Origin of the sequence: Streptomyces sp. NBC_00582 (assembly GCF_036345155.1) — a bacterium.
Taxonomy (GTDB): Bacteria; Actinomycetota; Actinomycetes; order Streptomycetales; family Streptomycetaceae; genus Streptomyces.
The window spans coordinates 9,342,388-9,355,421 of record NZ_CP107772.1; the positions used below are offsets into that span (position 1 = coordinate 9,342,388).

General features: G+C 71.9%; 9 protein-coding genes and 1 pseudogene. 7 read left to right on the forward strand and 3 right to left on the reverse strand.

Annotated elements, in window-relative coordinates:
- The first annotated feature begins 185 nt into the window (after nucleotides 1-185).
- The 4 genes from lnt (at nucleotide 186) to OG852_RS42340 (ending at nucleotide 5,173) form a co-directional block, all read left to right on the forward strand.
- Nucleotides 186-1,796 carry an apolipoprotein N-acyltransferase gene (gene lnt / locus OG852_RS42325; RefSeq protein ID WP_133913056.1) on the forward strand — a complete coding sequence of 537 codons (1,611 nt, stop codon included), beginning with the start codon at nucleotides 186-188 and terminating at the stop codon, nucleotides 1,794-1,796.
- A 43-nt stretch (nucleotides 1,797-1,839) separates the two neighbouring features.
- Nucleotides 1,840-2,319: an NUDIX hydrolase gene (locus OG852_RS42330; protein ID WP_133913057.1), complete on the forward strand. Its 480-nt coding sequence runs from the start codon at nucleotides 1,840-1,842 to the stop codon at nucleotides 2,317-2,319.
- Nucleotides 2,320-2,373: 54 nt separating this feature from the next.
- Nucleotides 2,374-3,165 (forward strand): 3-hydroxybutyrate dehydrogenase, encoded by a 792-nt coding sequence (locus tag OG852_RS42335; RefSeq protein WP_133913058.1) that lies wholly within the window; start codon nucleotides 2,374-2,376, stop codon nucleotides 3,163-3,165.
- A gap of 76 nt (nucleotides 3,166-3,241) precedes the next feature.
- Nucleotides 3,242-5,173 carry a helix-turn-helix domain-containing protein gene (locus OG852_RS42340; protein WP_330350644.1) on the forward strand — a complete coding sequence of 644 codons (1,932 nt, stop codon included), beginning with the start codon at nucleotides 3,242-3,244 and terminating at the stop codon, nucleotides 5,171-5,173.
- Between the two features lie 43 nt (nucleotides 5,174-5,216).
- Here OG852_RS42340 and OG852_RS42345 read toward each other — a convergent pair whose 3' ends face one another.
- The 3 genes and pseudogenes from OG852_RS42345 to OG852_RS42355 all read right to left on the reverse strand — a co-directional run bounded on the left by OG852_RS42345 (nucleotide 5,217) and on the right by OG852_RS42355 (nucleotide 9,251).
- Nucleotides 5,217-6,599: an MFS transporter gene (locus OG852_RS42345; RefSeq protein ID WP_133913279.1), complete on the reverse strand. Its 1,383-nt coding sequence runs from the start codon at nucleotides 6,597-6,599 to the stop codon at nucleotides 5,217-5,219.
- A 333-nt stretch (nucleotides 6,600-6,932) separates the two neighbouring features.
- A pseudogene (locus tag OG852_RS42350) lies at nucleotides 6,933-8,159 on the reverse strand (SMI1/KNR4 family protein); the annotation flags it as partial.
- A 144-nt stretch (nucleotides 8,160-8,303) separates the two neighbouring features.
- On the reverse strand, nucleotides 8,304-9,251 hold the full coding sequence (locus OG852_RS42355; protein ID WP_330350645.1) for a methionyl-tRNA formyltransferase: 948 nt from the start codon (nucleotides 9,249-9,251) through the stop codon (nucleotides 8,304-8,306).
- 265 nt (nucleotides 9,252-9,516) lie between these two features.
- On the opposite strand from OG852_RS42355, the gene OG852_RS42360 reads away from it, so the two are divergent.
- From OG852_RS42360 to OG852_RS42370, 3 genes are read left to right on the forward strand one after another with little or no spacing between them, the layout of a single operon-like run.
- Entirely contained in the window at nucleotides 9,517-10,866 is a 1,350-nt protein-coding gene (locus tag OG852_RS42360; protein ID WP_330350646.1) for a lysine N(6)-hydroxylase/L-ornithine N(5)-oxygenase family protein, read from the forward strand.
- Between the two features lie 11 nt (nucleotides 10,867-10,877).
- Nucleotides 10,878-11,951, forward strand: coding sequence for a FecCD family ABC transporter permease (locus tag OG852_RS42365; protein WP_330350647.1), 1,074 nt, complete (start codon nucleotides 10,878-10,880; stop codon nucleotides 11,949-11,951).
- Complete coding sequence (locus OG852_RS42370) at nucleotides 11,948-13,018, forward strand: FecCD family ABC transporter permease (RefSeq protein ID WP_330350648.1); 1,071 nt, start codon at nucleotides 11,948-11,950, stop codon at nucleotides 13,016-13,018. The genes OG852_RS42365 and OG852_RS42370 overlap by 4 nt, the downstream gene beginning before the upstream one ends.
- Nucleotides 13,019-13,034: the final 16 nt, after the last annotated feature.

Here is a 13,034-nt window from a genome sequence, read left to right on the forward strand (position 1 = left end):
GAACCCGGTCGCCCCCGGCCAGTACCGCCCCGGACGTCTGTGCGAACGGGGCTCTGGCACACCGTAACGGCTGAGGGGGTTGTTTGTGGATGAGCCGTGCCCGGGTTGTGCGCGAGGCGGTTGTCACGGCGTGCGCCCGCGGACCGCGCTGTCGGCCGAAAGGTGACCCGCCGTACACTCCCGGAGTGACCGCCACCGCAACTTCCGTGGGCCAGCCCGACCAGCTCGAGCCCCAGGCCACGCCGGTTTCCCGCCGCGCGCGACTTCTGCGCCTCCTCCCCGCCGTCGCGGCGGCACTCGCCGGAGTGCTGCTCTACGTCAGTTTCCCGCCACGGACGGTGTGGTGGCTGGCCCTGCTGGCCTTCGCCGTCTTCGGCTGGGTGCTGCGCGGCCGCAGCTGGAAGGCGGCGCTGGGTCTCGGCTACCTCTTCGGTCTGGGCTTCCTGCTGCCGCTGCTGGTGTGGACCGGCGTCGAGGTCGGTCCCGGTCCCTGGCTCGCCCTGGTGGCCATCGAGGCGGTCTTCATCGCTCTGGTCGGGGTCGGGATCGCCAAGGTCTCGAAACTGCCGGCCTGGCCGGTGTGGGCGGCCGCGCTGTGGACGGCCGGTGAGGCCGCACGCGCGCGTGCGCCGTTCCACGGCTTCCCCTGGGGCAAGATCGCCTTCGGTCAGGCGGACGGTGTCTTCCTGCCCCTCGCCGCACTCGGCGGCACCCCCGTGCTCGGCTTCGCCGTCGTCCTGTGCGGTTTCGGTCTCTACGAGACGGTCCGGCTGGTCCTGGACCGCAGGCGGACGGGTGAGCTGCGGACGTCGGCCGCCGCAGTGGCCCTGCTCAGCCTCACCGTCCCCGTCGGCGCGGCGCTGGCCTCGCGGGCCCTGGTGAGCGACACGGCGGAGGACGGCACCGCGACGGTCGCCGTCATCCAGGGCAACGTCCCCCGTCTCGGCCTGGACTTCAACTCCCAGCGCCGCGCCGTTCTCGACTACCACGCGCGCGAGACGGAACGGCTGGCCGCCGAGGTCAAGGCGGGCAAGAAGCCGCAGCCCGACTTCGTGCTGTGGCCCGAGAACTCCTCCGACATCGACCCCTTCGCCTACGCCGACGCGGCCGCCGTCATCGACAAGGCGGCCAAGGCCATCGGCGTGCCCATCTCGGTCGGCGGTGTCGTCGAGCGGGACGGCAGGCTCTACAACGAGCAGATCCTCTGGGACCCGGTGAAGGGCCCCACCCAGACCTACGACAAGCGGCAGATCCAGCCGTTCGGCGAGTACCTCCCGCTGCGCTCGCTCATCGGCGCGATCAACAGCGAGTGGACCTCGATGGTCCGCCAGGACTTCAGCCGCGGTACCAAGCCCGGTGTGTTCACCATGGACGACGCCAAGGTGGGCCTGGTCACCTGCTACGAGGCCGCCTTCGACTGGGCGGTGCGCTCCGAGGTCACCGACGGCGCCCAGATCATCTCCGTGCCCAGCAACAACGCCACCTTCGACCGCAGCGAGATGACCTACCAGCAGCTCGCGATGTCCCGCGTCCGCGCCGTCGAGCACAGCCGCACCGTGACCGTGCCCGTCACCAGCGGTGTCAGCGCGATCATCATGCCGGACGGGAAGATCACCCAGAGGACCGGCATGTTCGTCGCGGACAACCTGGTGCAGAAGGTGCCGCTGCGGTCCTCCGAGACACCCGCGACCCGGCTCGGGATCCTCCCGGAGATGGCCCTGGTGCTGGTCGCCGCGGGCGGCCTGGGCTGGGCGATCGGCGCGGGCCTGCGGGCCCGGCGGGGTGCGGACGCCTGAGTCGTCCCTCCGGACGGGGGGCCGGTCCGGTTAGGGTCGGCCCATGCCGACTCCTGAGTTCATCACCGAGATCCGGGCCTCCGCGGGCCACCAGCTCCTGTGGCTCCCCGGCGTCAGCGCCGTCGTCCTCGACGACGAGGGACGCGTCCTGCTGGGACGGCGCGCGGACAACGGCCAGTGGACCGTGATCACCGGGATCCCCGACCCGGGTGAGCAGCCGGCGGACTGCGCCGTGCGGGAGGTCGAGGAGGAGACGGGCGTGCACTGCGTCCCCGAGCGGGTCGTCCTGATCCGCTCCGGGCGCCAGGTCGAGTACCCCAACGGCGACCGGTGCCAGTTCATGGACGTCACCTTCCGCTGCCGGGCGACCGGCGGCCAGGCGCGGGTCAACGACGACGAGTCCCTCGAGGTCGGCTGGTTCGAGGTGGACGCCCTGCCGCCGATGCACGAGAAGCAGCTGTTCCGGATCAAGCAGGCCCTCTCCGACGCACCCACATGGTTCGAGACCACCCTTTCCGAGTGAAGTGTGGGTGCTGACCACATGGGGCGAGGGCGGGGCGCCGCCTAGGGTCGCGTCATGACCACCCCGCGGCCGGCCCCGGCCCCCTCGCTCGACCTCGACGGTCGTACCGCCCTCGTCACCGGCGCCGCCGGCGGCATCGGCCGTGCCTGCGCGCTGCGGCTGGCCGCCGCCGGGGCAAAGGTCCGGGCGGTCGACCGGGACACGACGGGCCTCGAGGCCCTCGCCGGCGACGCGGCCGGTCTGCCGGGCACCGTCGAACCGCACGTCCTGGACCTCACCGACCTGGACACCGCCGAACTCGCCGCCGCCGGGACCGACGTCCTGGTCAACAACGCCGGACTGCAACACGTCAGCCCCCTGGAGGACTTCCCGCCGGACGTCTTCCACACCGTCCTGACCGTGATGCTGGAGGCGCCCTTCCGCCTCATCCGCGGCGCCCTGCCCCATATGTACGCTCAGGGCTGGGGCCGTGTCGTCAACGTCTCCTCCGTCCACGGACTGCGGGCCTCCGCCTACAAGGCGGCGTACGTGGCCGCCAAGCACGGCCTCGAGGGCCTGTCCAAGACCACCGCCCTCGAGGGCGCGCCCCACGGCGTCACCTCCAACTGCGTGAACCCCGCCTACGTCCGCACCCCCCTCGTCCAGCGGCAGATCGCCGACCAGGCGCGGGCCCACGGCATCCCCGAGGACCGGGTGATCACCGAGGTCCTGCTGAAGGACAGCGCCGTCAAGCGGCTCATCGAACCGGAGGAGGTCGCCGAGGCCGTCGCCTACCTCTGCGGCCCCCGGTCGTCCTTCGTCACCGGCACCTCGCTCGTCCTCGACGGCGGCTGGACCGCGCACTGAACACGCGTTCGATATCGGCCTCCGGGGTTTTCCACAGGGCTGACGGGGCGAGCCCGTCATGAGGAATCCTGTGGGCATGTCCCGCGATCACACGAAGGGCACCACGACGGCCCTCGACACCGCCCACGACGCCGACGCGCCGTTCCTCGAGCTGCTCGCCCGGGGCGCGGCCGCCGAGGCGTACGAACGGCCGGTGCTGCGCGCCCGCGCCGAGGGACGGCCGGCCGAGCGGATCGCGGCACTCGAGCGGGCCAAGCTGCTGGCGCTGCGCGTCCACGCGGAGCTGGAGGGCAGGCGCCGCCGCGAGGCCGAGCTGTCGGCGCTGTTCGAGACGGCCCACGATCTGGCGGGCCTGCGCGACCTGGACGCCGTGCTGCGGGCGATTGTGCAGCGCGCCCGCTCCCTGCTCGGCACGGACGTCGCCTACCTCAGCCTCAACGACCCCGCCCGGGGCGACACCTACATGCGGGTCACCGAGGGCTCGGTCGCCGCCCGCTTCCAGCAGCTGCGCCTCGGAATGGGGGAGGGGCTCGGCGGACTGGTCGCCCAGACCGCCCGCCCGTACGTCACCGACGACTACTTCCGCGACGACCGCTTCCGGCACACCTCGACCATCGACGCGGGCGTGCGGGACGAGGGCCTGGTCGCGATCCTGGGGGTGCCGCTGGCCCTCGGCCCGGACGTCATCGGGGTGCTGTTCGCCGCCGACCGACGCGCCCGTGTCTTCGAACGGGAGCAGATCGCCCTGCTCGGCTCCTTCGCGGCGCTCGCGGCGGCCGCCATCGACACCGCCAACCTCCTGACGGAGACCCGCTCGGCCCTCGCCGGCCTCGAACACGCCAACGAGATCATCCAGGACCGCAGCGCCGTCATCGAGCGCGCCTCCGACGTCCACGACCGGCTCGCCGAGCTGGTGCTGCGCGGCGGCGGCGTGCACGACGTGGCCGCCGCCGTCTCCCAGGTCCTCGACGGCACGGTCGAGTTCACGGAGACCGCACCGGCCCGGGCACTGGAGGCATCCCGCGCCGAGGGCCACGCCGTACGGCACGCCGACGACTGGATCGCCGCGGTGGCCGCCGGAGGCGAACTGCTCGGCGCGCTGGTGCTGCGCGGGCACCCCGGCCTCGACCCCGTCGACCAGCGCACCCTGGAGCGCGCCGCCATGGTCACCTCCCTGCTGCTCCTGGCCAGACGCTCCGCCGCCGAGGCCGAACAGCGCGTCCGCGGAGAACTGCTGGACGACCTGCTCGACGCACGCGACCACGACCCCCGCCTGCTGCGCGAACGGGCCTCGCGCCTGTCCGCCGACCTCGACGCCACCCATGTCGTCCTCGCCGCCCGCCTCGACGGCGCCGCGTCCGACGCCGACCAGGAGGCGGGCGCCCGCCGGCGCCTGTGGTCCGCCGCCTCCCACCTCGCGGCGACCCGGCAGGGCCTCGCCGCCGCCCGCGACGGCGGTACGGTCCTGCTGCTGCCCCTGGAACCGGGCGACACCGCCACCGACCTGGCCCGCCGTACCGCCCGGCACCTCGGCACCGCCGTCCACGAGGCGGTCACCGTCGGCGCCTCCGCCCCCGTCCGTGACCTCACCACCCACCCCGACACCGTGGCCGCCGCCTACGAGGAGGGCCGCCGCTGCCTGGACGCCCTGCGGCTGCTGGGCCGCTCCGGGGACGGCGCGGCCGCCGAGGACTTCGGCTTCCTGGGTCTGCTCCTCGCCGGCGACCGCGATGTGACCGGCTTCGTGGACCGCACCATCGGCCGCGTCGTCGCCTACGACGAGCGGCGCGGCACCGACCTGCTGCGCACCCTGGACGCGTACTTCGCCTGCGGGATGAGCCCGGCCCGCACCAAGGACGAACTCCACGTCCATGTGAACACGGTGGCCCAGCGCCTCGAACGCGTCGGCCGCCTCCTGGGCGATGACTGGCACAGCCCCGGCCGCGCCCTGGAGATACAGCTCGCCCTGCGTCTGCGCCGACTGGCGGTGGCCCCCTCGGCGCACTGACCCCCGTACGGGTGTACGGGGGCCGGTGAGGACGCGAGCGGGCTCAGACGGCCCCGGCCTCCTGGGCCGTCGCGAGCTCGGCCTCCTCGGAAGCCCCGACCCGGGCCAGGTCGCGGTGCCGGGTCTCCTTCGCCGCTCCCACGGCGACGACGGTCACCAGGGCCGCGGCGATCACGTACAGGGCGATCGGGGTGGAGCTGTCGTAGTCGGCGAGCAGGGCGGTGGCGATGAGCGGTGCCGGCGCACCCGCCGCGACCGAGGCGAACTGGGCGCCGATGGAGGCGCCGGAGTAGCGCACGCGGGTCGCGAACATCTCGGAGAAGAACGCGGCCTGGGGCGCGTACATCGCGCCGTGCAGCACCAGGCCCACGGTCACGGCGAGGAGGAGGCCACCGAAGTCACCGGTGTCGACGAGCGCGAAGAACGGGAACATCCACAGACCCACCCCGGCCGCACCCAGCAGATACACGGGCCGCCGTCCGACCCGGTCCGACAGCGCGCCCCAGGCCGGGATGACGGCGAAGTGCACCGCCGAGGCGATCAGCACGGCGTTGAGCGCGGTCTGCTTCGAGACACCGGCGGAGGTGGTGGCGTACACGAGGATGAAGGCGGTGATGACGTAGTAGGAGATGTTCTCGGCCATCCGTGCCCCCATCGCGACCAGTACGTCACGCCAGTGGTGGCGCAGTACGGCGACCAGCGGCAGCTTCTCGGACCCGGAGGCCCGGTCGGCCCGACGGGCCTCGGCCTGCGCCAACGCCTGCCGGAAGACCGGCGATTCATCGACGGAGAGACGAATCCACAGACCCACGACCACCAGCACGCCCGAGAGGAGGAACGGGATCCGCCAGCCCCAGGAGGCGAAGGCGGAGTCCGACAGCACGGCGGTCAGCAGCGACAGCACACCCGTCGCCAGCAACTGCCCGGCCGGCGCGCCGGTCTGGGGCCACGAGGCCCAGAACCCGCGCCGCCGCGCGTCCCCGTGCTCCGACACCAGCAGCACGGCCCCGCCCCACTCACCGCCCAGCGCGAATCCCTGCACCAGCCGCAACGCGGTCAGCAGCACGGGCGCGGCGGCCCCGACCGTCGCATGCGTCGGCAGCAGCCCGATCGCGAAGGTCGCCCCGCCCATCAGCAGCAGACTCAGCACCAGCAGCCGCTTCCGGCCGAGCCGGTCGCCGTAGTGCCCGAACACCAGCGCTCCGAGCGGGCGCGCCGCGAATCCCACGGCGTACGTCAGGAAGGACAGCAACGTGCCGACGAGCGGTTCGGAGTCCGGAAAGAACAGCTTGTTGAACACGAGCGCGGCGGCGGAGCCGTACAGGAAGAAGTCGTACCACTCGATGGTGGTCCCGATGAGACTGGCGGCGACGATGCGCCTGAGGCGGGCGGGGGGTGGGGGAGCGGATGCGGTCTCTGATGCCATGGGCGCCACTTCCTCGTGTGCGGTGGGGACGGGTGGTCGTCCGGACACCGTAGGAACGCCCAGATCAGGGTCACATGTGGTGGGGCTACACAGTTTCGCGGCGGGGGGTGAGCGGCGAACCCACGCCAAGCTCACGGCGCCCCGCAGGGGTGCTTAAGTCAGGCAAGTAAATGATCACCATGACGCTCCGGCTCGCCGGCTACCGGGTGGCCGACACGGCGGTCACCGGCGCCGAGGGGTTCGCCCGGATCTCCCGGCACCGGTTCGGCCTGGTGGTCCGGGACGCCATGCCGCCCGACCTCAGGGACCTGATCCGTCACCGCGGAGCCGCGCCGGCCGAGGTGCCGCCGGTGCTGGACGACGGACATCGCCGCCCTGTCCACCCCTCGGCGTGGACAGCAGTTCGCGGCCCCGCTCAGGCGTCAGCAACGGCCCGAGCACGGGGTCGGCCAGCCACCCAAGCGGCGCCAGATGGTCCGGTCCCAGAGGCTCCCACCGGGGCAGGGCGCTGCTCAGCGCCCGCCACGCCCCGTCGCTGTCGCCCCACCGGGCCAGCTCCCGCGCCCGCTCCACCGCCTCCCCGAACGGTCCGGCCGCCGTGTACCGGAAAGTGCCGCTCCGCACCTGATCCAGCGTCGCGTACGCCAGGGACACGAGGTCCTCGTCGGCGCCGCGCAGGGAGAAGGTCAGCGTGGAGTCGTCCCGGTAGGTGTGCGCCGCGTGCTCGGCGACCAGCGGCGGCAGCAGGTCGAGCGCGTAGCGGTGGTCCGTCACCACGTCCTCGAAGGACACCGAAGAGGTGTCGCCGAGCAGACGGCGTATCTGGTCGCCCAGCCCCGCCGCCCGCGGTCTGCCGTACCCCTTGGCCTGGTTCAGTACCTGCAGGGCCCGCTCCCAGTCACCGCGCAGCGCCTCCAGGCGAGCCTCCTCGACCTGGGCGTCCAGGGTGCGCGTCGTGTCGTTGGCGAACTCAGGCTCCCCGTCGCTCCGGTGCGCCCGCAGGCTGTGGAACTCCCGGTACATGTCCTGCATGAACGCGCGGAAGCTCGCGTGCCGTTCCGGTGGCGCGGCCCTCCAGCTCGCCCAGGTGTACGCGGCCCACTCGCCGTCCTCGTCGACGTCCTCGGGGTCGAGGAGGACGTGAGTGATGTCGGATTCCACGTCGAGCTGCAGCCCGCGCCGCCAGAGGTCCGCCTCCCACTGTTCCTCGGGCCCGGCGTCCTCGTCCAGGTACTCCTCGTACATCTCCGCGAGCCCCGAGGCGTCCTCGTGCCAGCGCGCGTCCGTCGTCCCGGCGAGCAGCCACACGAACCCGCCCGCATGTCGCCATCCGTCGCTGACCCGGAGGAACTCGCGGTACGACGGGGGCATCCGTCGGCCCAGGCGCTCCTCCAGGGCGGCGATCCGCTCCTCGGACGCGGGCGGCAGACCCAGCCACCGCGCCTGCCGGGCGGCCTCGTCGTCCTCGCTCCGCGTCTCGTCCTCCGGCAGGGAATCCGCCCACTCCCCGCTCCACCGGAGCAGGAAGGACCGCCAGTCGAATGCCGTGGTGTCCGTCATACGCCCGATGCTGCCACCCGCCACTGACAATGCTCCGCCGCCTTCTCGCCGGCCACGGGGATGCCGGCCTCCGGTCTGACGGGCACTCCGACGCGGGGGCGCGCCGGGCTGGGGCGACCCTCCCGGCCCGCAACCCCCCAGAAATCAGGGCTGGTTGGTCAGATAGCCGCCCATGGAGGTGAAGTACTCGGCCGCGGGCAGTTCACGGCCGTCCTCGGTGCGGACACGGGTGAGGGCCAGGCCGTGGTTGCGGCCGGTGCGGGCGTCGGCTCCGGCGACGATGACCACGCCGTCGCCCTCGCGGTAGAAGATGCGGCCGGGCGTGCCGCCGTAGAGCCCCTGGGAGACCACGGCGGCCAGGACCTCGAGCCGCCTGCCCCTGTGGTGGGTGAACGCGCTGGGGTACGGCTCGGACTGGGCGCGGATCAGGCGCTCCAGGTCCTCGGCGGGCCAGCTCCAGTCGATGCGGCTGTCCTCGAGGGACCGCTTGTGGAAGAAGCTCGCCTGCGAGCGGTCCTGTCGGGTGAACTCCGTCTGTCCGGAGGCGATGAGATCGAGCGCGCCGATGGTGACGGGGGCGATGAGGTCGACGGTCTTGTGGAAGAGGTCGGTCGCCGTGTCCGTCGGTCCGACCGGCACCGCCTCCTGCCGCACGATGTCCCCGGCGTCGAGCTCGTCGTTCATCATGTGCGCGGTGACGCCCACCTCGGGCTCTCCGTTGATGAGCGCCCAGATCAGCGGGGAGAAGCCGGCGTACTTCGGCAGCAGGGAGTCGTGCACGTTGAGCGTGCCGTGGCGCGGCAGGCCGAAGACGCGCGGCGGGATCCAGGTACGCCAGTTGTTGGCGACGATGATGTCCGGGTCGGCCTCCTTCAGACGCTCGAACAGCTCCTCGTCGTCGGGGCGGTTGCGGATGACGACCGGTACGCCGTTCTCCTCGGCGAGGTCGGCGACCGAGTCGCTCCAGATCTTCTCGTACGCGTGCTCGCTCTTGGGGTGGGTCACGACGAGGACCACGTCGTGCTCGGAGTCCAGGAGGGCTTGCAGGGTGCGGTGCCCCCAGGTCTGGTAACCGAACATGACGACCCGCATGGGGTTCCTCCTCAAGCCAGGGATGGGGCCTGGACAGTAAAGCAAGGCTTACCTAAGTGGTCAACGGGGCCTGCTTGGCGGTGGATTGACGGGAGCTCATATGCCGACAGTCCGAATTGTTCTATGGACAGGCTCCACAGGATGAGCTTAGCCTTACCTAAGTTCCGGGTCGCGGCTCTTCGGCGTGCCCCGGCTTCCGTACTTCCCGATGCTCGACCAACGGCCGCCTTCCCCGCAGGGCGGCCGCCCGCACGATGGGAGTGACATGGCACAGGCTCGTCCTGGCGACGCCCCTTTGATCCACGACCTCATAGGCATCGGCTTCGGGCCGTCCAATGTGGCCATGGCGATCGCGCTCAGCGAGCACAACGCAGGCGTCGCCCCCGAGGAAGCGGTCACCGCCCACTTCTTCGAGCAGCAGCCGCGCTTCGGATGGCACCGGGGCATGCTCATCGACGACGCGACCATGCAGGTCTCCTTCCTCAAGGACCTGGTGACGCTCCGCAACCCGGCCAGCGAGTACAGCTTCCTGTGCTACCTCCAGAGCCGGGGACGGCTGATCGACTTCATCAACCACAAGAACCTCTTCCCGCTGCGGGTGGAGTTCCACGACTACTTCGAGTGGGCCGCCGGCAAGGTCGACGACATGGTCTCCTACGGCCACGAGGTCGTCGGCGTCATGCCCGTCGTCCGCGACGGAGTGGTGGACCACCTGGACGTGACGGTCCGGTCCGCGGAGGGGCTCGCGGTCCACCGCGCCCGCAACCTCGTCATCGGCACCGGTCTGCGTCCCCTCATGCCGGACGGTGTGGAGCGCTCCGAGCGCGTCTGGCACAACTCCGAACTGCTGGCGAAGGTCGAGGGGTTGGACGGCGAGGCGCCCTCCCGCTTCGTCGTCGTCGGCGCCGGACAGAGCGCCGCAGAGAACGTCGCCTACCTCCACCGGCGCTTCCCGCGGGCCGAGGTGTGCGCCGTCTTCTCGCGCTACGGCTACAGCCCCGCCGACGACAGCAGCTTCGCCAACCGGATCTTCGACCCCGCGGCGGTCGACGAGTACTTCACCGCGCCGGAGAACGTCAAACGCCGGCTGATGGACTACCACGGCAACACCAACTACTCCGTGGTGGACATCGACCTCATCGACGACCTGTACCGGCAGATGTACCAGGAGAAGGTCCTCGGCAGCGAGCGCCTGCGCTTCCTCAACGTCTCCCGGCTCACCGGGGTCAAGGACGCGCCCGACAAGGTGCGGGCCACCGTCACCTCCCTCGTCACCGGGGAGGAGACCCTCCTGGACGCGGACGTCGTGGTCTTCGCCACCGGCTACAGCCCCGCCGACCCGGTCGCCCTGCTCGGCGAGGTCGCGGACCGCTGCCTGCGCGACGACGAGGGCCGCGTCCGCGTCGAGCGCGACTACCGCATCGCGACCGACCCCGACCTGCGCTGCGGCATCTATCTCCAGGGCGGCACGGAGCACACGCACGGCATCACGTCGTCACTGCTGTCCAACACCGCCATCAGGGTCGGCGAGATCCTGGACTCGCTCCTCGGCCGCGGCCCCGCCCCTGCCGCCGCCCGGACGGTCACCGACGGAACCAGCAGCACCGCCCGCTAGCCGATCAAGGGATGACGTACGTCGACATGGGCACGACTGGAGTGGAGCGACCGGCGGCCGGGGTCTCGACTCGACTTCGCCACAGGCGAGTCGTAGGTCTCGGTCTGCTGGTGGTCGTCCTCGTCGCGGCGGGGGTGGTGTCGTTGGCGGTGGGGGCGCGCGCGTTGACTCCGGCCGAGGTGTGGCACGGGCTGTTCGCGGCGCCCGACGCCGACCGGCGGCTGACGGAGATCAGGCTCATCGTGCAGACCGTACGGGTGCCCCGGACGGTGCTCGCTGTCGTCGCGGGCGTCGCCCTGGGCGTCGGCGGTGCCCTGATCCAGGGGTACACCCGCAACCCGATCGCCGACACCGGCCTGCTGGGGGTGAACTCCGGCGCGTCCTTCGCCGTCGTGTCGGCGATCGCCGTGTTCGGGTTCTCCGACCCCTTCCAGTACGTCTGGTTCGCCTTCCTGGGCGCGGCGCTCGCCGGTGTCGTCGTGTTCGGGCTGGCGAGCATCGGCCGGGGCGCCGGCAATCCGCTGACGCTGGCCCTCGCCGGACAGGGCGTCACCGTGTTCCTCGCCGCGATGACCACCGCGGTCGCGCTGTCGGACCAGAAGTCGCTGAACGCCCTGCGGTTCTGGAACGCGGGCTCCGTGGCCGGCGTCGGATTCGCCGTCATCTGGCCGGTGACCGCGTTCATCGTGGTCGGGCTCGTGCTGGCGCTGACCACACTGCCCACCGTCAACCTGCTGAACCTCGGCGAGGACGTGGCACGCGGGCTCGGCGCGAACATCGCGCTCAGCCGGACGATCGGCATCGCCGCCATCACCCTGCTGGCGGGCGCGGCGACGGCGGCGTGCGGCCCCATCGCGTTCCTCGGGCTCATGGTGGCCCACGTGGCCCGGTACCTGACCGGCCCCGACTACCGCTGGCTGGTGCCCTACGCCGGTCTGCTCGGCGCCGTCGTCCTGCTGGTCTGCGACATCGTGGGCCGCCTGGTGGTCCGTCCGGGCGAGCTGGACGCGGGTGTCCTCGTCGCGCTCCTCGGTGCGCCGTTCTTCGCGGGGCTGGTGTGGCTGGGAAAGTTCAAGAACGCGTGAACGGGACGGATGTGAAGCCCTCGGTGGCGCCGGGCCTCAGGCTCGGCCGTATGTCGTTCGTGTGGCGGCCCTGGCTCGTCCTGGTCACCCTGCTGCTGGCGGCGAGCACCTTCGTGGTGTTCTGTGTGTCCGTCGGCGTCGGGGACTTCCCCATCGGCCTGCCCCGGGTGTTCGCCACGATCCTCGGGCGGGGCGAGCAGATCGACGAGTTCGTGATCATGGATCTGCGGATGCCGCGCGCCCTGGCCGGGGTCGTCGTCGGGATCGCGCTCGGCGTGTCCGGGGCGATCACGCAGTCCGTCGCCCGCAATCCGCTGGCGAGCCCGGACATCCTGGGGATCACCGGGGGCGCCGGAGCGACCGCGGTGTTCCTGGTGACGGTGTCGGGCGGCACCGCCTCGGCGATCGTCGACTCCCTGGGGGTGTCCGCGGCCGCGCTCGTCGGCGGCCTCGGCACCGGGCTGCTGGTGTACTTCCTGGCCTGGCGGCGCGGGATCGACGGCTTCCGGCTCATCCTCATCGGCATCTCGGTGAGCGCCGTCATGGAGGCGATCACGACCTGGCTGCTGGCCACCGCCGACATCCGGGACGTGGCCCGGGCCCAGGCCTGGCTGGTCGGCTCGCTGGACAACCGGTCGTGGGACGAGGTCCGCATCGCGCTCTGGGGCACACTCGCGCTCCTGGTCGTGGTGGCGTGCGTCTCGTTCCAGTTCAAGCCGCTGCATCTCGGCGACGACGTCGCCGCCGGGCTGGGCGTCCGCCACTCGGCGGTGCGGGCGGCCCTCCTGCTGTGCGCGGTCCTGCTGGCCGGTGTGGCGGTGAGCGCGGCGGGCCCGGTTCCGTTCGTCGCTCTGGTGGCCCCCCAGGTGGCGATGCGGCTGACGCGGTCACCGACGCCGCCGATGCCGGCCTCCGGCATGGTGGGCGCCCTGCTGCTGATCGGCTCGGACCTCCTCGCGCGTACGGCACTCCCCGACGGTCTGCCGGTCGGTGTGGTCACCGCCGCGATCGGCGGCCCCTTCCTCGTCCATCTGCTGGTGCGGGCGAACCGCAGACAGCCGACATGAAGTCAGACAATCCTGA

Coding starts and splice junctions, on each gene's coding strand:
- OG852_RS42330 (WP_133913057.1), top strand. CDS start 1,840: ATGCCGACTCCTGAGTTCATCACCGAGATCCGGGCCTCCGCGGGCCAC.
- OG852_RS42335 (WP_133913058.1), top strand. CDS start 2,374: ATGACCACCCCGCGGCCGGCCCCGGCCCCCTCGCTCGACCTCGACGGT.
- OG852_RS42340 (WP_330350644.1), top strand. CDS start 3,242: ATGTCCCGCGATCACACGAAGGGCACCACGACGGCCCTCGACACCGCC.
- OG852_RS42345 (WP_133913279.1), bottom strand. CDS start 6,599: ATGGCATCAGAGACCGCATCCGCTCCCCCACCCCCCGCCCGCCTCAGG.
- OG852_RS42355 (WP_330350645.1), bottom strand. CDS start 9,251: ATGCGGGTCGTCATGTTCGGTTACCAGACCTGGGGGCACCGCACCCTG.
- OG852_RS42360 (WP_330350646.1), top strand. CDS start 9,517: ATGGCACAGGCTCGTCCTGGCGACGCCCCTTTGATCCACGACCTCATA.
- OG852_RS42365 (WP_330350647.1), top strand. CDS start 10,878: ATGACGTACGTCGACATGGGCACGACTGGAGTGGAGCGACCGGCGGCC.